Annotated in this window: 17 protein-coding genes; all 17 read left to right on the top strand. The window is 66.5% G+C overall.

Translation table 11 applies throughout. The features are described from left to right. The first annotated feature begins 35 nt into the window (after nucleotides 1-35). On the top strand, nucleotides 36-911 hold the full coding sequence (gene dapF / locus IM738_RS17975; protein WP_236962418.1) for a diaminopimelate epimerase: 876 nt from the start codon (nucleotides 36-38) through the stop codon (nucleotides 909-911). A 28-nt stretch (nucleotides 912-939) separates the two neighbouring features. Further along, entirely contained in the window at nucleotides 940-1620 is a 681-nt protein-coding gene (locus IM738_RS17970) for a DUF484 family protein (RefSeq protein ID WP_236962417.1), read from the top strand. A gap of 88 nt (nucleotides 1621-1708) precedes the next feature. Next, nucleotides 1709-2719, top strand: a complete 1011-nt coding sequence (locus IM738_RS17965) for a tyrosine recombinase XerC (protein ID WP_236962416.1) — start codon at nucleotides 1709-1711, stop codon at nucleotides 2717-2719. 118 nt (nucleotides 2720-2837) lie between these two features. After that, nucleotides 2838-3275 carry a DsrE family protein gene (locus IM738_RS17960; protein ID WP_236962415.1) on the top strand — a complete coding sequence of 146 codons (438 nt, stop codon included), beginning with the start codon at nucleotides 2838-2840 and terminating at the stop codon, nucleotides 3273-3275. A 232-nt stretch (nucleotides 3276-3507) separates the two neighbouring features. Beyond that, nucleotides 3508-4692, top strand: coding sequence for a class I SAM-dependent rRNA methyltransferase (locus tag IM738_RS17955; RefSeq protein ID WP_236962414.1), 1185 nt, complete (start codon nucleotides 3508-3510; stop codon nucleotides 4690-4692). An 81-nt stretch (nucleotides 4693-4773) separates the two neighbouring features. Further along, nucleotides 4774-5850, top strand: a complete 1077-nt coding sequence (locus IM738_RS17950; RefSeq protein ID WP_236962413.1) for a CobW family GTP-binding protein — start codon at nucleotides 4774-4776, stop codon at nucleotides 5848-5850. 326 nt (nucleotides 5851-6176) lie between these two features. After that, a complete protein-coding gene (gene dksA / locus IM738_RS17945; RefSeq protein WP_236962412.1) occupies nucleotides 6177-7241 on the top strand; it encodes an RNA polymerase-binding protein DksA in 1065 nt (354 codons plus the stop codon). Nucleotides 7242-7280: 39 nt separating this feature from the next. Then, nucleotides 7281-9158: an STAS domain-containing protein gene (locus tag IM738_RS17940; protein ID WP_236962411.1), complete on the top strand. Its 1878-nt coding sequence runs from the start codon at nucleotides 7281-7283 to the stop codon at nucleotides 9156-9158. 150 nt (nucleotides 9159-9308) lie between these two features. Further along, entirely contained in the window at nucleotides 9309-9857 is a 549-nt protein-coding gene (gene hslV, locus IM738_RS17935) for an ATP-dependent protease subunit HslV (RefSeq protein WP_236962410.1), read from the top strand. A gap of 264 nt (nucleotides 9858-10121) precedes the next feature. Then, nucleotides 10122-11450 (top strand): ATP-dependent protease ATPase subunit HslU, encoded by a 1329-nt coding sequence (hslU, locus tag IM738_RS17930; protein ID WP_236962409.1) that lies wholly within the window; start codon nucleotides 10122-10124, stop codon nucleotides 11448-11450. 323 nt (nucleotides 11451-11773) lie between these two features. Further along, a complete protein-coding gene (gene mraZ, locus IM738_RS17925; RefSeq protein ID WP_236966353.1) occupies nucleotides 11774-12199 on the top strand; it encodes a division/cell wall cluster transcriptional repressor MraZ in 426 nt (141 codons plus the stop codon). Between the two features lie 5 nt (nucleotides 12200-12204). Beyond that, complete coding sequence (gene rsmH / locus IM738_RS17920) at nucleotides 12205-13131, top strand: 16S rRNA (cytosine(1402)-N(4))-methyltransferase RsmH (protein WP_236962408.1); 927 nt, start codon at nucleotides 12205-12207, stop codon at nucleotides 13129-13131. A 28-nt stretch (nucleotides 13132-13159) separates the two neighbouring features. Next, a complete protein-coding gene (ftsL, locus tag IM738_RS17915) occupies nucleotides 13160-13456 on the top strand; it encodes a cell division protein FtsL (RefSeq protein ID WP_236962407.1) in 297 nt (98 codons plus the stop codon). Next, nucleotides 13453-15198 (top strand): peptidoglycan D,D-transpeptidase FtsI family protein, encoded by a 1746-nt coding sequence (locus IM738_RS17910; protein ID WP_236962406.1) that lies wholly within the window; start codon nucleotides 13453-13455, stop codon nucleotides 15196-15198. Before ftsL ends, IM738_RS17910 begins: the two co-directional genes overlap by 4 nt. After that, nucleotides 15198-16742 carry a UDP-N-acetylmuramoyl-L-alanyl-D-glutamate--2,6-diaminopimelate ligase gene (locus IM738_RS17905; RefSeq protein ID WP_236962405.1) on the top strand — a complete coding sequence of 515 codons (1545 nt, stop codon included), beginning with the start codon at nucleotides 15198-15200 and terminating at the stop codon, nucleotides 16740-16742. The genes IM738_RS17910 and IM738_RS17905 overlap by 1 nt, the downstream gene beginning before the upstream one ends. Next, entirely contained in the window at nucleotides 16739-18178 is a 1440-nt protein-coding gene (locus tag IM738_RS17900; protein ID WP_236962404.1) for a UDP-N-acetylmuramoyl-tripeptide--D-alanyl-D-alanine ligase, read from the top strand. The genes IM738_RS17905 and IM738_RS17900 overlap by 4 nt, the downstream gene beginning before the upstream one ends. Next, on the top strand, nucleotides 18168-19346 hold the full coding sequence (gene mraY, locus IM738_RS17895) for a phospho-N-acetylmuramoyl-pentapeptide-transferase (RefSeq protein ID WP_236962403.1): 1179 nt from the start codon (nucleotides 18168-18170) through the stop codon (nucleotides 19344-19346). The genes IM738_RS17900 and mraY overlap by 11 nt, the downstream gene beginning before the upstream one ends. Nucleotides 19347-19348 lie beyond the last annotated feature (2 nt).

Raw genomic sequence — 19348 nt, 5'->3', positions numbered from 1 at the left:
GACGGTGCGCACCGCTCTGGACGGATAATCCGGCGATGCACATCCGGTTCACCAAAATGCAGGGCGCGGGCAACGATTTTGTCGTGCTCGACGAGACGCGCGGGCGCCTGGGTCTGACCCACGCGCAGTACCGCTGGCTGGCCGACCGCCACTTCGGTGTCGGGGCCGACCAGATCCTGAGCGTGCGGCCCTCGCCCGGCCCGGGTCTTGACTTTGAATACGTGATCCACAACGCCGACGGCGGCGAGGTGGAACACTGCGGCAACGGGGCGCGCTGCTTCGTTCGTTATGTGCACGACAAGGGCCTGACCACCGTCAACCCGGTGCGGGTGAAGGTGAAGCAGGGCGAGATCAGCCTGGCGCTGAATCACGACGGTCGCGTGACCGTGGACATGGGCGCACCCGTGTTCGCGCTGGAGCGTGTGCCCTTCGACGCGAGCGGGCTGGTCTCAAACACGATGGGCAACGTCGAGCGCTGGCCGCTGTCCTTGCCGGACGGCGGCGAGGCGCTGGTGTGTGTGCTGTCCATGGGCAACCCGCACGCGGTGCAGCTGGTGGACAACGTGGACACCGCCCCGGTCCTGCTCCAAGGCCCGCAGATCGAATGGCACCCGCGTTTCCCGGCGCGCGTGAACGCCGGTTTTCTGCAGGTCGTGAACCGCGGCCAGGTGCGCCTGCGCGTCTACGAACGCGGCGCCGGCGAAACGCTGGCCTGCGGCACCGGCGCCTGCGCGGCCGTCGTGGCCGGCATCCGCCTGGGCCTGCTGGATTCGACGGTCGATGTGCACACCCACGGTGGCGTGCTCACCATTCAATGGCAGGACACGCCCGCGCACGACGCGCCGGTGTTCATGACCGGCCCCGCCACCACCGTCTTCGAGGGCGAGATCGACGTGCCCGAATTGGTTTGATGACAGCCTCCTATATGCTCACCCGACCATGACCGATCCCTTCATCCCCCCCATCACCGAAGACGACATCGCCAACTACCTGGCCAACACGCCGGACTTCTTTGATCGGCACGCCAGCGTGCTGGCCTCGGTCCAGCTCAGCAGCCCGCACGGTCAACGCGCCGTGAGCCTGCAGGAACGGCAGGCCGAGTTGCTGCGCGACAAGATCAAGGGGCTGGAGCTCAAGGCGGCCGACATGATCCGCCACGGTCAGGACAACTCCGCCATCGCCGACCGCCTGCAGCGCTGGACCCGCGAACTGCTGCGGACCCGCGAAGCCCGTGATCTGCCAGAGGTCGCCGCCCGGGAGATCGCCACCCAGTTTCTGGTGCCGCAGGTCGCGATCAAGGTCTGGGACGTGGCGCCCGCGTTCATGACCCTCGCCTGTGCCCAAGGGGCCAGCGAAGACGTGAAGGCGTTTTCCAGCTCGCTCAGCCGTCCCTACTGCGGCAGCAACCCGGGGCTGGAGGCCGCCGGCTGGCTGGACGATCCGAAGGCGGTGGCCTCGATGGCGCTGATCCCGCTGCGGACCGCTGCGGGCTCACCGGCGTTCGGCCTGCTGGTGCTGGGCTCGCCCGAGGCCCAGCGCTTCGCGGCCGACATGGGCACCGACTTCCTGGAGCGCATGGGTGAACTCACCAGCGCGGCGCTCTCGCGCCTGAGACCATGACCCCCACGCTGGTCACTTCGTGTACGGCGCTGCCCCCCGAGGGGGCTGGCCTGCCTTGGGGCGGCCCGGCGGCAGGCCGTTCGCCGGCATGAAAGCAGCGGCCAGCGTGGACGATGCCGCGCTGGTGCAGGCCTATCTGGCCCATGTGCGGGTGGAGAAGCGCCTGGCGACCCGCACGGTCGAGCTCTACACCCTGGACCTGCAGCGCCTGTCGCAACACGCGTCGCAGGCCGCGCTGGCGTTGCGCGAGGTGCACAGCGCCCACATCCGCCGCTGGGTGGCCCAGATGCACAGCGCCGGGCGCAGCGCGCGCGGCATCGCGCTGATCCTGTCGGGCTGGCGCGGTTTCTATGTCTGGCTCGGTCGCCAGGGCCTGATCGACCACAACCCGGTGCAGGACGTGCGCGCGCCCAAGGCGGGCAAGCCCCTGCCCAAGGCGCTGGGGGTGGACGAGTCGGTGCAGCTCGCGTCCCATGTGGAAGAGGCCGACCACCCCGCGCTGGAGGCCCGCGACGCCTGCATCACCGAGTTGCTCTACGGCTGCGGCCTGCGCATCGGCGAACTGGTGGGGCTGGACGTGCGGGCAGGTGTGACTGCGCGCGGCTGGATCGACGCCGACGCCGGTGAAGCCCATGTGCTGGGCAAAGGGTCCAAGCGCCGCAGCGTGCCGGTGGGGCGGGCGGCGCTGGCGGCTCTGGAGCGCTGGCTGGTGCAGCGCGCGGCGTGGGCCAAGGACGATCCGGCGCTGTTCATCGGCAGCCGCGGCCAGCGCCTCACGCCGCAGCACATCCGCGTGCGACTGAAGCGCCGTTCGCAACTCGCCGGGCTGGCCACACCCGTGCACCCCCACATGCTGCGCCACTCGTTCGCCAGCCATGTGCTGCAGTCCAGCGGTGACCTGCGCGCGGTTCAGGAGCTGCTGGGCCACGCGAGCATCAGCACCACGCAGGTCTACACGCGGCTGGATTTCCAGCACCTGGCCAAGGTGTACGACGCGGCGCACCCGCGGGCGCTGGCCCGTGGCAGGGGCGCGGGCGACGAGGGCATGGTCAGCCCGCCCCCAGTGGCGGTGCCCGTGGTGCCCAAGCCCAAGGGTTGACTGGGCGGATGCACGGGGTCTCGGCGGTCGAGCGGGGCCGGGTTATCCCTGTAGGATTCGCCAGCCCAGGCTTGACAATCGTTCTATAAGCAACCACTTCTATTTTTTGGAGAGCTCCATGTTCAGGTTCCTCATTGCGCTTAAGTCCTTGCTGCTCGCGGCGCTGCTGTCCACCTCGCTGTCGGCGCAGGCGGCCGACGACGCGATCAAGACGGTCTATCACATGAGCGAAGGCATTCCCCAGGCCTCGCGCGCCATCAACAACATCCGCAACCACCTGGCGGCCGACCCCAAAGCCAAGATCGTGGTCGTGACCCATGGTCTGGGCATCGACTTCCTGCTGGATGGCGCCACCAACCAGATGGAGCAGCCCTTTGCGGGTGCCATTGGCGAACTCGCGGCCAAGGGTGTGGAGTTCCGGGTCTGCAACAACACCCTGGTGTCGCGCAAGATCGACGCCAGCAAGGTCGCGATGGAAGCCAAGATCGTGCCATCGGGTGTGGCCGAGGTGGCCCGGTTGCAGGCACGCGAGGGGTTTGTGTACCTGCGGCCTTGAACAGGAACACCCCCGCGCCGCCTTCGGCGTCACCCCCTCAAGGGGGCAATGCGAGCGGCCCGGCAGAGCCGGTTCCGCCGCATTCTGGCGCCATGCACTTCGCGTCGGCGAGTTGATGGGGCGGACGAGGGGCAGTTGAACCCAGGGCACCGCCGGGCCGGCTTTGCCGGACGGCCAGTGCCGCCCCCTGGGGGGTGACGCCGCAGGCGGCGCGGGGGGGACAATAGGCCAGATGAAAATCATTCGACTCAAGCCGGGCAAAGAACGCTCGCTGCAACGCCGCCACCCCTGGGTATTCGACGGGGCCGTGGCCCGGGGCGGCGGTGATGCGGGTGAGACCGTGCGCGTGGAGAGCCATGAGGGCCAGTTCCTGGCCTGGGGCGCGTTCTCTCCGGCCTCTCGCATCCGCGTGCGGGCCTGGAGTTTCGACGAGGCCCAGCGCATCGACGCAGCCTTTTTCCGCGACACGCTGGCCCGCGCCATCGCGTTGCGCTCGCGTCTGGGCATCGATAGCAACGGCATCCGCCTGGTGCATGGCGAGTCCGACGGCCTGCCGGGCTTGATCGTGGACCGCTACGGCGACACCCTGGTGGCGCAATTCACCGCCTGCGGCGTGGAGCGCTGGAAGGCGCCGATTGCCGACGCGCTGATCGAGCTCACCGGCTGCCCGCGCCTGTACGAACGCTCCGACACCAGCAGCCGCAAGCTCGACGGCCTGCCCGAGGTCACCGGCTGGTTGCGGGGCAATGGCGACACCGCGTTCGAGCTGCTGGAGCACGGCTGGCGCCTGGGCCTGGACATCGCCCAGGGGCACAAGACCGGCTATTACCTGGATCAGCGCGACAGCCGCCTGGCCCTGTACCAGTACACGAAGCGCCTGGGTTTTGCCCAGGTGCTCAACTGCTTCAGCTACACCGGCGGCTTCAGCGTGGCCGCGCTGGCGGGTGGGGCGGAGCACGTGACCAGCATCGACTCGTCGGGTCTGGCGCTGGAGCAGGCACGCGCCAACCTGCTGCTCAACGGCCTGGACCCGGCGCAGGCCAGCTTCATGGACGCGGACGTCAACACCTCGCTGCGTCAGTTTGTGGCCGAAGGCCGCACGTTTGACGCCATCGTGCTCGATCCGCCCAAGTTCGCGCCCACGGCGGCCCACGCCGAGCGTGCCGCCCGGGCGTACAAAGATTTGAACCGCCAGGCCTTCAAGCTGCTCACCCCGGGCGGCGTGCTGTTCACCTTCAGCTGCTCCGGCGGCATCGGCGTGGAGCTGTTCCACAAGATCGTGGCCTCGGCTGGGCTGGACGCGGGCGTGGACGGTGCGATCCTGCAGCGCCTGGGCGGCGCCTGCGACCACCCGATGACCATCAACTTCCCCGAAGGCGAATACCTCAAGGGATTGGTGGTGATGAAAAAGGCGTAATCCGGTGGCACTGCCTACGCGTCGCATACACTGCCCCCGCTGTACCGTTCCCGACCGCTTTTTGCTGGAGCTTTTCCTGCCATGTCACTGATTCCCGCCACCATCCTCACCGGCTTCCTCGGGTCGGGCAAAACCACGCTGCTCAAGCGCGTGCTGACCGAGGCCCACGGCCAGAAGATCGCGGTGATCGAGAACGAGTTCGGTGAAGAAAACATCGACAACGAAATCCTCGTCGCCGACACGCAGGAAAACATCATCCAGATGAGCAACGGCTGCATCTGCTGCACCATCCGCGACGACCTGCGCGCCACGCTGCAGGATCTCGCCGAAAAGAAGCGCAAGGGCGAGCTCGATTTCGAGCGCGTGGTGATCGAGACCACCGGCCTGGCCGATCCCGGCCCCGTGGCCCAGACCTTCTTCATGGACGACGAGGTCGCCGAGCAGTACCTGCTGGACTCCATCCTGACCCTGGTGGACGCCAAACACGCCGCCCAGCAGCTCAACGACCGCCAGGAAGCCCGCCGCCAGGTGGGCTTTGCCGACCAGATCTTCATCAGCAAGGCCGATCTGGTGGACCAGGACGAGCTGGACGCGCTCACCCACCGCCTGAAGCACATGAACCCGCGTGCGCCCATGCGCCCGGTGCATTTCGGCGAGGTGGCGCTGAGCGAGGTGTTCGACCTGCGCGGCTTCAACCTGAACGCCAAGCTCGACATCGACCCGGACTTTCTCAAGGTCGATGACGACCACGATCACCACGATCATGGTCACGAGCACCACGACCACGCCCCTGGCGAAACCTGTAACCACCCTTCTCACCAGCACGGTCACGAAGGCCACGGCCACCACCATCACCACGACGACGATGTGAAGAGCTTCGTCTACCGCGCCACCCGGCCGTTCAACCCGGCCAAGCTGGAAGACTTCCTGGGCGCCATCGTGCAGGTCTACGGTCCGCGCATGCTTCGGTACAAAGGCGTGCTCGACATGCAAGGCACCGACCGCAAGGTCATCTTCCAGGGCGTGCACCAGCTCATGGGCAGCGACCTCGGTCCCGCCTGGGCTGAAGGCGAGCCGCGCGTGAGCAAGATGGTGTTCATCGGTCTGGATCTGCCCAAGGACATCCTGGTCCAGGGGCTTGACCAGTCGCTGGTCTGAGTCCCCGGGCCGGCTCCTTCACATCAGAAACAGGTCCGGCTGTGTTCTTTGTCTCGCTTCTCCAACGCCTCGGCTTTCAATCCGACCCCCAGTCGGTGAAGGCTCCGCGCGCGTCGTTACAATCGCCCCCCAAGTCGGGTGCCGGTGATCCGGTCGGGCCTGTTGCCCGTGTGCATGTGAAGCGGGGAGCCGGTGCGGTCCGCAAACGGGGTATAACAACAGACCAGCCGGTCTCGACCGAGCTTCGTGACGCGCCTCGGGAGCTTGCCCGAAGCAGCGCACCGCCCCAGGAACAGGCATCGTCAGGCACTGAGAGGAGACCCCTTGTGAAAGCCCCGGCCACCCCCACCGCAAAGAACAAAAAGCCCGCGCCCGGCGCCGGCAAAGTGCGGAACTCACCGGTCGCGGCAGCCACCCCATCGCCGGTCAAGGCCGCGGCAAAGCCCGCGCCCAAGGCCGTTGTCGGGAAGTCCGTTCCAGCGAAGAAGGCCGTGCCGGTGAAAAAGCCCGTGCCCGCCCCAGTGGCCAAGGCCCCCGTGGTCAAGGCGGCATCCAAACCGGCCGTGAAGGCGTTGGCCCAGAAGGCGCCGGCCAAAGCCGCCCCGCGAGCATCTGCACCGCCGGCCAAATCCGCTGCAAAATCGGCTACCAAACCCCCCGTGGTGGTCAAGCCCAAGCCGACGCCGCTGCCTGCGGTCAAGTCCGGCAAGCCGGCCTCCCCGTCGGGAGTGACCAAGCCTGCGGCTGTTCCCAAACCAGCCCCCATCGTTGTCGAGCCGACGCCCCGTCCTCTGGGCAAGCGAGCGGCCAAGAAGGTCATGATGGAGCAAATGACCCAGGCGGCGGTGGTTCCGACCCATGCCCCCGATGCCGCGAAAGCGACATTTTTCACCTCGAATGAACGCGTAATGACACCTCCCGTGCCCTCTTCCATCCAGAAAGACCCCAAGCGGGCGAACAACTGGAAGTCCATGTCCGTCGAACAACTCAGCGACCAGGACGTGCAAGCGATGCCCGACACCGAGTACATGAACGACGTCCAGCTCGCATTCTTCCGTCGCAAGCTCACGCTGCTCAAGGAGGACATGCTGGCCAATGCCGGTGAAACCACCGAGCACCTGCGTGAAGACACCGTCGTGGTGCCCGATCCGGCCGACCGTGCGACCATTGAGGAAGAGCATGCCCTGGAGCTGCGCACCCGCGACCGCGAGCGCAAACTGCTCAAGAAAATCGAGCAGGCGATCACCCGCATCGACTCGGGCGACTACGGTTATTGCGAGGAAACCGGTGAAGCCATCGGTGTGGGCCGTTTGATGGCCCGCCCCACCGCCAGCCTGTCGCTGGAAGCGCAACAACGGCGAGAGCTGAAGCAGAAGATGTTCGGGGACTGACCCGTCACATCCTGATCCACCTCACAGCACGGCGCATCCATGTCCAAGGACGACTCCAACCGCGGCTTCCTGTCCAAGGTGGTGAAATTCGTGCGTCATCCGACCACGAGCTGGTCGGACCTGGACACGCGCAGTGCCGACGGAGAAAGCGAGTACAGCAAGGCCGCGCTCAAGGAGATGATCGAACGCAAACGGCGCAACGATTTCGTGCGCAAGCGCGAATTCGACATGCTGCGCAAGATTCGCAGCCGAGAAGCGTCCGGTGAGGCCGGCCAGAGGGTTCGGCCCTCTTTTTTCCAGAGCAGCTTGCCCTCCAAGCCCGACGATCGGGCCATGACACTGAAGAAGATCGATGAGATCGAAGCCCAGATGTCCATGCAGTGGTGGAAGACCAAGGGCCCTGACACGTTGGCCACCACAGGATCCAGCCTCAATTCGGGGGCCCATTCCACCGGTGGCACCCCGCTGGATCGCAAGGCTGCCATGGCCAGAGCGGCAGCGGCCGCGCCCGATGTCAAGCGCGTCAATGCCCAGTACAACGAAACCGAGGCGTCGCCTCTGCAGCACGGTGAGCTGCTGAGCACCGAGCCCGGACCCACCTCGGCACCACCCGCCTTGGCCCGGATTCCGACGCTCCGCGAGGCGGTGCCTTCGCCCAGAGGTGGTCCGGAATCTGCACCGCCACCTGCCATAGCGCGCACCGGTCTGATGGCGCCCACCCAGCACGGCTCGGCAGCGGGAGGCGGGGGGCGTTCAGGTTCAAGTTCGGGTTCGGGGTTTTCGGCTTCGCACTTTTATGCGCTCGACGTTCATGAAATTGCCCAGGATCCGGAGGTGGAAGAAGCCGCCATCCGGTTCGCCAACGGGGACGACGCAGGCGCAGAGCAGGGGCTCAAGGAAACGATCACCGAAGGAGGGCCACGCGAAAACCAGCTTGATGACTGGCTTGCCTTGTTCGATCTCTACCGAGCGACGGGGCAGCTGGCGCCATTCGAGAGCCAGGCGGTCGATTTCGTGAACCGTTTCGGCCGTTCAGCGCCCCAGTGGTACGACATGCCGGAGCTGGTCTCGGCGATGACGGGCAAGGTGTACAAGCCGTCCTCAGCGTCTGCCAGGGCCGTCTGGACCTGTGATCGTGAGCTCGACGCGCACGCCGTCGGCACCTTGCAAAACGTGTTGCTCCGGGTCAACCAGCCCTGGGTGCTGGACTGGACGGAGGTCGAATCCATCGACGTCAAGGCCGCACGCGCCCTGGTGGGGATGTTCACGCTGTGGGGCGATCAGGACGTGGAACTGTGTTTCCTGGGCGCAACGCGTTTGCGTGAGTTGCTCAAAGAGGTCACGCCCTCCGGTCGGCGCGACGTGGAGCAGTTGTGGTGGGAGCTCCGCATGGGCGCCCTGCGCGTCATGAACCGACCAGACGAATTCGAGCTCACCGCCCTGGATTTTTGTGTCACCTACGAGGTGTCACCCCCCGGGTGGGAGCGACCACGCTGCCATTTCCAGGCTCTGTCCGGCGGGGTGCCCGACCCCGACGAAGGCAGCTCGGTGTTGAGCGATGTGGTGATGGAGCAGGTGCCGTCTGGGTTCTCTGGTGGGGATTCGGGCGTCGATGGGCCGAGCAGCGAATTCAATCAACTGGGGCTGGTGGAGCTGTCCGGTGAGATCCGCGGTGATCCGCAGGCCACGCTGGAAGATCTGGAGCGCCGTCTGCAGGGTGCGGATGTGTTGATCATTTCGTGCCGCAACCTGATCCGTGTGGATTTTTCTGCGGCGGGCACCTTGTTGAATTGGGTCACCAGCCACCACACCAGTGGTCGCCTGGTTCAGTTCGTGGACGCCCACCGTCTGGTGTCGGCGTTTTTCCACGTGATCGGTATCACCGAATACGCCAAAGTGGTCGTCAGGAACGACTGAATTTGGTTCCCCCCGCGCCGCCTGCGGCGTCACCCCCGGGGGCGGCACTGGCGGCCCGGCAAAGCCGGTTCCGCGGTGCCCTTGGATGACTCCCCCTCGTTTTGTCTCTGGGCTTGAGCTCGCCTTGTTCATCCCCATTTGCCGATTTATATGGATACTTTTCACGGAACCACCATCGTCTGTGTGCGTCGCGAGACGCCTGAGGGCGTTCAGGTCGCCATCGGTGGCGACGGACAGGTCACGCTGGGGCACATCGTCGTCAAGGGCACCGCGCGCAAGGTGCGCAAGCTCCACCACGACCGGGTGCTGGCGGGCTTCGCCGGTGCCACCGCCGATGCCTTCACCCTGTTCGAGCGCTTTGAAGCCAAGCTGGAAAAGCACCAGGGTCACTTGGTGCGCGCGGCGATCGAACTCACCCGAGACTGGCGCACCGACCGCGTGCTGCGACGCCTGGAGGCGATGCTCGCCGTGGCAGACCGCAGCGCTGCGCTGATCATCACCGGCAACGGCGACGTGCTGGAACCCGAGCACGGCGTGGTGGCCATCGGCTCGGGCGGCGCCTATGCGCAAGCCGCCGCGCGGGCGCTGACCCAGCACACCTCGCTCAGCGCAGAGGACGTGGTGAGGCAGTCGCTGGCCATCGCAGGCGAGATCTGCATCTACACCAACATGAACCACACCGTTGAAACACTGGACTGACAACATGAGCGCAGCGCAGGGCCGCCCCAAGCAAGCTCGCCCCCCCTCGGGGGGCAGCGAAGTACACGAAGTGACGAGCGCGGGGGCTTTCATGGCCGCAGCGCAGGGTCGCCCCAAGCAAGCTCGCACCCCCTCGGGGGGCAGCGAAGTACACGAAGTGACGAGCGCGGGGGCTTTCATGGCCGCAGCGCAGGGCCGCCCCAAGCAAGCTCGCCCCCCCTCGGGGGGCAGCGAAGTACACGAAGTGACAAACGTGGGGTCACCATGTCTTCGATGACCCCGCAGGAGATCGTCTCCGAACTCGACCGTTTCATCATTGGACAGAAGGCCGCCAAACGCGCTGTCGCCATCGCCTTGCGCAACCGCTGGCGGCGCCAGCAGGTGGACGAGGCGCTGCGGCCCGAGATCACGCCCAAGAACATCCTGATGATCGGTCCCACTGGCGTGGGCAAGACCGAGATCGCGCGCCGGCTGGCGCGGCTGGCCGACGCCCCTTTCATCAAGGTCGAAGCCACCAAATTCACCGAGGTGGGTTACGTGGGCAAGGATGTCGACAGCATCATCCGGGACCTGGTGGAAATCGCGGTCAAGCAGGGACGCGAGCAGGCGATGCGCCAGCAGCGCATGCGCGCCGAAGACGCGGCCGAGGACCGCATCCTCGATGTCCTGATCCCGCCACCCCGCGGCATGGGTGCGGAACCGGTGTCTTCACCGGACGGTACGGCGCGACAGGCGTTTCGCAAGAAACTGCGCGAAGGCCTGCTGGATGATCGGGAGATCGAGGTGGACCTGATGGAGACGCGCCCCACGATGGAGATCATGGGGCCTGCGGGCATGGAGGACATGGCCGAACAGCTCAAGGGCATGTTCGGTCAGATGGGGCAGGGCAAGCGGCGCACGCGCAAGCTGCCGATCGCCGAGGCGATGAAGTTGCTGGTGGAAGAAGAAGCGGGCAAGCTGGTCAACGAAGAGGAGGTGCGCAGCCGCGCCCTGCTATCGGCCGAACAGAACGGCATCGTCTTCATCGACGAGATCGACAAGGTGGCTTCCCGCAGCGACACCGGCAGCCCCGAGGTGTCCCGTCAGGGGGTGCAGCGCGACCTGCTGCCGCTGGTCGAGGGCACCACCGTCTCCACCAAGTACGGGATGATCAAGACCGACCACATCCTCTTCATCGCCAGCGGGGCGTTTCACCTGGCCAAGCCGAGCGACCTGATTCCGGAGCTGCAGGGGCGATTCCCGATCCGCGTCGAGCTGCAATCCCTGTCGGTGGACGATTTCGAGGCGATCCTGACCCAGACCCACGCCTCACTGGTGCGCCAGTACCAGGCCCTTCTCGCGGCGGAAGGCGTGACGTTGGAATTCCAGCCCAGCGGGATCCGACAGCTCGCGCAGATCGCCTGCGATGTCAACGAGCGCACCGAAAACATCGGCGCACGCCGCCTCGCCACCGTCATGGAACACCTGCTCGACGAGGTCAGTTTTGGCGCCACTGCGCTGGAGGGGCAGACCGTTGTGATCGACGCAGCGTATGTCGACGGGCGGCTGGCCGAGCTCAGCCGCAACGAGGATCTGTCGCGCTACATCCTCTGAAACAGGCTCGGCGTGAACCAGGCCTCGCCACCGGAACAGCGGTGAGCGAGGCTTTTTTCTGAGTGAACCGCGCGGGCTTCTGGCCATTCGTCGGGTTGACGGCGGTCCCTGGATGTAACAGGGTTTCAAGCATCACTTTCAGTGCCTGTTGTAAGTGCTTGCTTTTGCTGCATTTTTGAAGCCAAAGTTGCTTCAAAATGTGTTCTAAGTGATTGATTTCATTGAAAAACTTCTGCCAACCCCATGGCGCGCCATCCTTTTCCTGATAAAGTGGAAAAAAGTGCCATTAAGTGGTGAAAAGTGTTTTTCAAGGATCGATCGCGGTGTTTCAGGGTGCTTCCTCTCTCAGTCTTGATGCCAAGGGTCGGCTTTCGATGCCGACCCGGCACCGTGACGCCCTGAGCACCGCGGCGGGTCAGCTCACCATCACCAAACACCCTCACGGCTGTCTGATGGTATTCCCTCGCGACGAGTGGGAGAAGTTCCGCAGCCGCATCGCCTCGTTGCCGATGGACGCCCAGTGGTGGCGCCGCATCTTCCTGGGCAACGCGATGGACGTGGAGATGGACGGTTCCGGGCGTCTGCTGGTCTCGCCCGAGCTGCGCGCTGCGGCCGGCATCACGAAGGACGCCGTGCTGCTCGGCATGGGCTCCTATCTGGAGTTGTGGGATGCCCCGTCCTACGCCGCCAAGGAGGCTGAGGAGATGCAGAAGCCGATGCCCGATGTGCTCAAGGACTTCTCTTTCTGAGGACGATGGTGCAAGGCGCATGGAAACACCACACCGTCCTGTTGAACGAAGCCGTGCAAGCACTGGCGATCAACCCGGATGGACATTACGTCGATGCCACGTTTGGCCGCGGCGGTCACTCGGCGCTCATCCTGCAGGGGCTGTCGTCGGCCGGTCGGTTGACGGCGTTCGACAAGGACCCGCAGGCGGTGGCGGCCGCCGAGGCGCTGGCGGCGGGCGATGCGCGTTTCGCCATCCGTCACCAGGGCTTCTGCCATCTGGGCGAACTGGGGAGGGCGAGCGCGGACGGGGTGTTGATGGACCTGGGTGTGAGTTCGCCCCAGATCGACGACCCCGAGAGGGGTTTTTCTTTTCGCCACGATGGTCCTCTGGACATGCGCATGGACACCACGCGCGGCCAGAGCGTGGCTCAGTGGCTGGAAACGGCCGATGTATCCACCCTGTCGGAGGTCATCCGTGACTATGGCGAAGAACGGTTTGCTCAACAGGTTGCAAAGGCGATTGATCGTCGCCGACAGGAACGGGGCCCTCTTCGAACCACCCGTGAGTTGGCCGAAGTCGTGGCTGGCGCGGTCAAAACCCGCGAGCCGGGCAAGGACCCTGCAACGCGCACATTTCAGGCTTTTCGGATTTTCATCAACGCCGAGCTTGAAGAACTGCAACAAGCGCTAGAGGCGGCTCTGCATGTCCTGCGCCCCGGAGGTCAGCTGGTCGTGATCAGCTTCCATTCACTGGAAGACCGCATGGTCAAGCAATTCATGGCGCGCCATTCGCGCGCCGTGGTGGACCGCCGCGTGCCGTTTGCCGAGCCGGCGCCCATGCCGCTGACGGCAGTGCGCCGCGTGATGCCCTCGGACGCCGAGGTCCAGGCCAACCCGCGCTCGCGCAGCGCGGTGATGCGTGTGGCCACGCGCACGGAGGCGCCAGCATGATCGCAGCGCCAAGCATGGGGGCCCTGTCATGGTCCGCCTGAACCTGATGCTGCTGCTGGCGGTGCTCGTCAGCGCGTTCTACCTGGTGCACACGCAGTACGAGTCGCGCCGCCTGTACACGGCGATCGACAAGTCGCGTGCCCAGTCGCTCCGGCTGGAGGCCGATCACGAGCAGCTGCAGGTCCAGAAGCGCGCGCAGGCGACCCCCGCCCGCGTCCAGCAGCTGGCCGCGCGGCAGTTGCAGATGAGGCCGGTCAGCCCGGGCATCACGCAGTATGTGACGCTGCCGGCGCAGCCCGCCGTGGCCGAGGAGGCAGGCCGATGAGCAAGGCACGCAGTCGCGCCATCAACTACAGTGCCAGCCCGCTGCTGGCCAGCAAGACACCGGTCTGGCGCAGCAAGTTCATCGTTGCCGCGCTGGCACTGGCCTTCGTGGGCCTGGGTGCCCGTGCCGCCTATGTGCAGGTGTTTGGCAACGACTTCTTCCAGCGCCAGGGAGAGGTGCGTTTCGCCCGCACCCTGGAGCTGCCCGCCAACCGGGGGCGAGTGCTGGACCGCAATGGCTTGATCCTGGCGTCGAGCGTGGTTGCACAAAGCATCTGGGCGATCCCCGAAGATGTGGACAAGACCGACCCCAAACTCCGGCAACTGGCCAAGTTGCTGGAGATGCCGCTGGCGGAGCTGAGGAAGCGGCTGGCCAACGAGGACAAGACCTTTGTCTGGGTCAAGCGTCAGGTCGATGAGCCGATCGCCAAGGAGATCGCCGCCCTGGGCATCAAGGGCATTTACCAGCGTCGCGAGTACAAGCGCCAGTACCCCGAAGGCGAAGCGGCAGCGCACGTGGTGGGCTTCACCAACGTCGAGGACCGTGGCCAGGAGGGTGTTGAGTTGGCCTTCAACCAGCAGCTCTCCGGCAAGGCCGGGTCGCGCCGGGTGATCAAGGACCGGCTGGGCCGGGTGATCGAGGATGTGCGCGACGTCATTCCGCCGGTGGACGGCCCCGACCTCCAGCTCTCCATCGACAGCAAGGTGCAGTATTTCGCCTACGAGAAGCTGCGCGATGCGGTGAAGAGCAACAAGGCCAAGGCGGGCAGCGTGATCGTGCTCGATGCCCAGACGGGCGAGGTGCTCGCGCTGGCCAACTACCCCAGCTACAACCCCAACAAACGCCTCAACCTGACGGGTGAGCAGTTGCGCAACCGCGTGCTGACCGACAGCTTCGAGCCGGGTTCGACGATGAAGCCCTTCATCGCTGCGCTGGCGCTGGACAAAGGGCTGGTCAGGCCCACCACCCAGATCCAGACCGCGCCGGGACGCATCAGCATCGGGGGCTCGTCCATCGGTGACTCGCATCCGCACGGAATACTCACGGTCAACGAGATCATCCAGAAATCGAGCAACGTCGGCACGGTGAAGATGGCGATGCAGATGCACCCGCGCGAGATGTGGGAGACCTTTGCCCAGGCCGGTTTCGGGCAGAAGCCACAGGTGCCTTTCCCGGGTGCGGTCACAGGGCGTCTGCGTCCCTACAAGAGCTGGCGTCCGATCGAGCAGGCAACGATGAGCTATGGCTACGGTCTGTCCGTGTCGCTGTTCCAGCTGGCTCAGGCGTACACGATCTTTGCGCGCGACGGTGAGTTGATTCCGGTGAGCATGCTCAAGTCCGAGACCCCGGCTGCCGGTGTCCGGGTGTTCAGCGAGAAGAACTCGGTGTCGGTGCGCAAGATGCTGGAGCTGGCCGCCGGGCCGGGTGGCACGGCCCCCAAGGCTCAGACCATGGGCTATTCGGTGGGTGGCAAAACCGGCACCGCACACAAGCAGGAAGGCAAAGGCTACGCCGACAAGAAATACCGCTCTTTCTTCGTCGGGCTGGCGCCGGTGGAGGCGCCGCGCATCGTGGTCGCCGTGATGATCGATGAGCCGTCCAACGGCGCGTACTTTGGCGGCCTGGTGGCCGCGCCTGTGTTCAGCGAAACGGTGCAGCAGAGCTTGCGCGTGCTGGGGGTGCAGCCTGACATGAACGTCAAGCCGCAGATCGTGACCGAAGCGGTGGAAGAGTCCTTCTGATGCAGGTCATGCAACATCCCCAGACCGTGGCCGACTGGCTTCGCGAGCGCGTGCGCGGCGACCTGCAATGCGACAGCCGGCGGGTGCACGCTGGCGACGCCTTCGTGGCCTGGCCGGGTGCCGCCACCGATGGCCGGCGCTATGTGGCCGGTGCGCTGCAGGCCGGGGCGGTGGCGGCTTTGGTCGAGCGCGAGGGCGTGGAGGCGTTCGATTTCCAGGACGACCGGGTGGTCGCCGTGCCGAGCCTCAAGGCGCAGGCCGGTTTCATCGCGAGCGCTTACCAGCGCCACCCCAGCCACGCGCTGGACGTGGTCGCCTTCACCGGCACCAACGGCAAAACCTCCAGCGCCTGGTGGATGGCGCAACTGCTGTCCTCGGTGGGGCGGCCCTGCGCGCTGGTGGGCACGCTGGGCATCGGCCAACCGCCCTTGGCCGGACAGCCGGGCCAACCCCTCGTGCCCACCGGCCTGACCACACCCGACCCGGTGCTGTTGCAGGCGCGCCTGCGCGGCATGGTGGACGCGGGCATCCAGGCCTGCGCCATCGAGGCCTCGTCCATCGGCCTGATTGAAGGCCGGCTCAACGCCACGCAGATCCAGGTCGCGGTGTTCACGAATTTCACCCAGGACCACCTGGATTTCCACGGCAGCATGGCCGACTACTGGGCGGCCAAGGCCGCGCTGTTCGACTGGCCGGGGCTGGCGCACGCGGTGGTGAACCTCGACGATGCCCAGGGGGTGGCGCTGGCCGTCTCTCTGGCCGGTCGCGGCCTGGACCTCTGGACTTTTGGTCTGGAAGAGGGTGCGCAGGCGATGGCGCCCCGGCTGTGTGCGCTCGAGATCGGCTTCACCGACAGTGGCATGTGCTGGGTCGTGCAGGAACGCGACCCTTCGGGACAGGTGATCGAATCACGCGCCATGAGCCTGCCCCTGGTGGGCCGCTACAACGTGTCCAACCTGCTGGGCGTGCTGGCAGCGGCCCGTGCGCTCGGCGTGAGCCTGGTCGATGCGGTCGCGGCCTGCGGCGCGCTCACCCCCGTGCCCGGTCGCATGGAGCAGGTGGCCGCAGCAGACGGCCTGCCGCTGGTCCTGGTCGATTACGCCCACACACCCGACGCGCTCGAAAAGGCCTTGCAGGCCTTGCAGCCGCTGGCGCAACAGCGGGGCGGCGCGATCTGGGCGGTGGCCGGGTGTGGCGGTGACCGCGACGCCAGCAAGCGCCCGCTCATGGCGGCCGTGGCCGAACGCGAAGCCCGGTTCGTGGTGCTCACCAGCGACAACCCGCGCAGCGAAGATCCGCAGGCGATCCTGCGGCAGATGGTGGCCGGGCTGGCACAGCCCGCCAACGCCCTGGTCGAAGCGGACCGCGCGGCGGCCATCGCGCTCGCCGTGCAGCGCGCCGACGCCCGCGACGTGGTGCTGATCGCCGGCAAGGGACACGAGGACTACCAGGACGTCATGGGCGTGAAGCGACCGTTTTCCGATGTGGCGCAGGCGCGCGAGGCGCTCAGCCTTCGCCGCGCACAGCAAGGGGCCGCCGCATGAACGGCCTGTTCCCGCTCATGGCACGCCTCACGGGGGCACGCCCGGTCGGCACGCCGGATGCCGAGGTGAGCCGCGTGCACACCGACACCCGCAGCCTGCAGCCCGGCGACCTGTTCGTGGCGCTCCAGGGCGAGCGGTTCGACGCCCACGCGTTTCTGCCGCAGGCGAAGGCCCAGGGCGCCGTGGCCGCCATCGCCCACGGCGGTCTGGCCGAGGCCGGCCTGCCCGGCGTGGAAGTGCCCGACACGCGCCTGGCGCTGGGCGAGCTGGCCCGCCTGTGGCGCGGGCAGTTCAGCCTGCCGCTGATCGCCGTGACCGGCAGCAACGGCAAGACCACGGTGACGCAGATGGTCGCGTCCATCCTGCGTGCGGCGGCGGGCGCCGCATCGCACGCCACGCAGGGCAACCTGAACAACGACATCGGTGTGCCGCTCACGCTGCTGCGCCTGCGCGCGGAGCACCGGCTCGCGGTGATCGAGCTGGGCATGAACCACCCGGGCGAGATCGCCTGGCTCGCCGCCATGACCCAGGCCACCGTGGCGCTGGTGAACAACGCCCAGCGCGAGCACCAGGAGTTCATGGGCACGGTCGAGGCCGTGGCGCGCGAAAACGGCGAGGTCATCGCGGCCTTGCGCGACGACGGTGTGGCCGTGTTCCCCAGCGACGACGCCTACACGTTCGTGTGGCGTGAACTCGCGGCCAGCCGGCGCACCCTGACCTTCAGCGACAGCGATCCCGCGGCCGATGTGCATGCCTTGAACGCCGAGTGGCTGGACGGCGCCTGGGCGCTGCGCTTCGCCACACCCGCGGGCGACAGCCATTGCCGCCTCCACATTGCCGGTCGGCACAACGTGCGCAACGCCCTGGCCGCGGCCGCCTGCGCGCTGGCCGCGGGCGTGTCGCTTGCGGACATCGTTCGTGGTCTGGACAGCTTCGAGCCGGTCGGGGGCCGCTCGCGCGCGCTGTCGCTGCCCTTGCCCGGCCGCACCGTCACCCTGATCGACGACACCTACAACGCCAACCCCGATTCGGTGGTCGCGGCCATCCGCGTGCTGGCCGAGCTGCCGGCGCCCCGCGTGCTGGTGCTGGGCGACATGGGCGAGGTCGGTGAGCAGGGGCTGGACTTCCACCTGGAGGTGCTGCGCCAGGCCATGGCCTCGGGCGTCGAGACGGTGCACTGCACCGGCGACTGGATGGCGCAGGCGGTGGCGACCATGAAGGACGCGGGTGAAAACGCACCGCGGCACTGGATTGACGTGAACGGCCTGGTGGCACATGTGGCCAATGCCGTGGCCGCCGGTTCGCCGCCGGCGGTGCGCAGTGTGCTGGTGAAGGGCTCGCGCTTCATGCGCATGGAGCGTGTGGTGCAGGCCCTTCAGGCCCTGAGCCCCGCCGAACCACAACAAGAACAGAAGGACGCCTCACATGCTGCTTAGCCTGGCCCTGTGGCTGCAAAGCCTCGGACCCGAATTCGGGTTTCTCCGGGTGTTTCAGTACCTGACCTTCCGCGCGGTGATGGCCGCGCTGACGGCGCTCATCGTCGGGCTGGTCGCTGGTCCCTATTTCATCCGCCGGCTGGCCGCGCTCAAGATCGGCCAGCCGATCCGTGAGTACGCGATGCAGACCCACATCAGCAAGGGCGGCACGCCCACCATGGGCGGTGTGCTGATCCTGTTTTCGATCGCGCTGTCCACCCTGCTGTGGTTCGACATGTCCAACCGCTTCGTGTGGATCGTGCTGTGGGTGACGCTGGGTTTTGGCGCCATCGGATGGGCGGACGACTGGCGCAAGGTGGTGCGCAAAGACCCCGAGGGCATGCCCTCGCGCGAGAAGTACCTCTGGCAATCGCTGATCGGGCTGGTCGCCGCGTTCTACCTGGTGTTCAGCGTCTCGGGCACGAGCAACCTGCGCGTGATCGAGCTGTTCTTCCAGTGGGTGCTGTCGGGCTTCACCGTCGAGCTGCCACCGCAGGCGGGCCTGATGGTGCCGTTCTTCAAGGAAGTCAGCTACCCGCTGGGCGTGTTCGGCTTCGTGGTGATGACCTACCTGGTGATCGTCGGGTCGAGCAACGCGGTCAACCTGACGGATGGCCTGGACGGCCTGGCGATCATGCCGGTGGTGATGGTCGGCTCGGCGCTGGGTGTCTTCGCCTACGTCACCGGCAGCGCCGTGTTCTCGCGTTACCTGCTGCTGCCGCACATTCCCGGCGCGGGTGAGCTGCTGATCTTCTGCGCGGCCATGGCCGGTGCGGGCCTGGCCTTCCTGTGGTTCAACACCCACCCCGCCCAGGTCTTCATGGGTGACGTGGGCGCACTCGCGCTGGGCGGCGCGCTGGGCACGATCGCCGTCATCGTGCGCCAGGAAATCGTGCTGGCCATCATGGGCGGCATCTTCGTGGTGGAGGCCCTGTCGGTGATGCTGCAGGTGACCTACTTCAAGTACACCAAGCGCCGCTACGGCCAGGGTCAGCGCCTGTTCCAGATGGCGCCGCTGCACCACCACTTCGAGAAGAAGGGCTGGAAGGAAACGCAGGTCGTGGTCCGCTTCTGGATCATCACCATGCTGCTGTGCCTCGTGGGCCTGTCCACTCTGAAGCTGCGTTGAAT

Source organism: Hydrogenophaga sp. SL48 (assembly GCF_021729865.1).
Taxonomy (GTDB): Bacteria; Pseudomonadota; Gammaproteobacteria; order Burkholderiales; family Burkholderiaceae_C; genus Hydrogenophaga.
The sequence above is the reverse complement of the archived record's forward strand: the minus strand, read 5'-3'. Positions and strand labels throughout refer to the sequence as shown.

Coding starts and splice junctions, on each gene's coding strand:
- IM738_RS17910 (WP_236962406.1), top strand. CDS start 13,453: ATGAGCAAGGCACGCAGTCGCGCCATCAACTACAGTGCCAGCCCGCTG.
- IM738_RS17955 (WP_236962414.1), top strand. CDS start 3,508: ATGAAAATCATTCGACTCAAGCCGGGCAAAGAACGCTCGCTGCAACGC.
- IM738_RS17960 (WP_236962415.1), top strand. CDS start 2,838: ATGTTCAGGTTCCTCATTGCGCTTAAGTCCTTGCTGCTCGCGGCGCTG.
- dapF (WP_236962418.1), top strand. CDS start 36: ATGCACATCCGGTTCACCAAAATGCAGGGCGCGGGCAACGATTTTGTC.
- rsmH (WP_236962408.1), top strand. CDS start 12,205: ATGGTGCAAGGCGCATGGAAACACCACACCGTCCTGTTGAACGAAGCC.
- IM738_RS17940 (WP_236962411.1), top strand. CDS start 7,281: ATGTCCAAGGACGACTCCAACCGCGGCTTCCTGTCCAAGGTGGTGAAA.
- IM738_RS17965 (WP_236962416.1), top strand. CDS start 1,709: ATGAAAGCAGCGGCCAGCGTGGACGATGCCGCGCTGGTGCAGGCCTAT.
- ftsL (WP_236962407.1), top strand. CDS start 13,160: ATGGTCCGCCTGAACCTGATGCTGCTGCTGGCGGTGCTCGTCAGCGCG.
- IM738_RS17970 (WP_236962417.1), top strand. CDS start 940: ATGACCGATCCCTTCATCCCCCCCATCACCGAAGACGACATCGCCAAC.
- IM738_RS17905 (WP_236962405.1), top strand. CDS start 15,198: ATGCAGGTCATGCAACATCCCCAGACCGTGGCCGACTGGCTTCGCGAG.
- hslV (WP_236962410.1), top strand. CDS start 9,309: ATGGATACTTTTCACGGAACCACCATCGTCTGTGTGCGTCGCGAGACG.
- IM738_RS17900 (WP_236962404.1), top strand. CDS start 16,739: ATGAACGGCCTGTTCCCGCTCATGGCACGCCTCACGGGGGCACGCCCG.
- hslU (WP_236962409.1), top strand. CDS start 10,122: ATGTCTTCGATGACCCCGCAGGAGATCGTCTCCGAACTCGACCGTTTC.
- mraY (WP_236962403.1), top strand. CDS start 18,168: ATGCTGCTTAGCCTGGCCCTGTGGCTGCAAAGCCTCGGACCCGAATTC.
- IM738_RS17950 (WP_236962413.1), top strand. CDS start 4,774: ATGTCACTGATTCCCGCCACCATCCTCACCGGCTTCCTCGGGTCGGGC.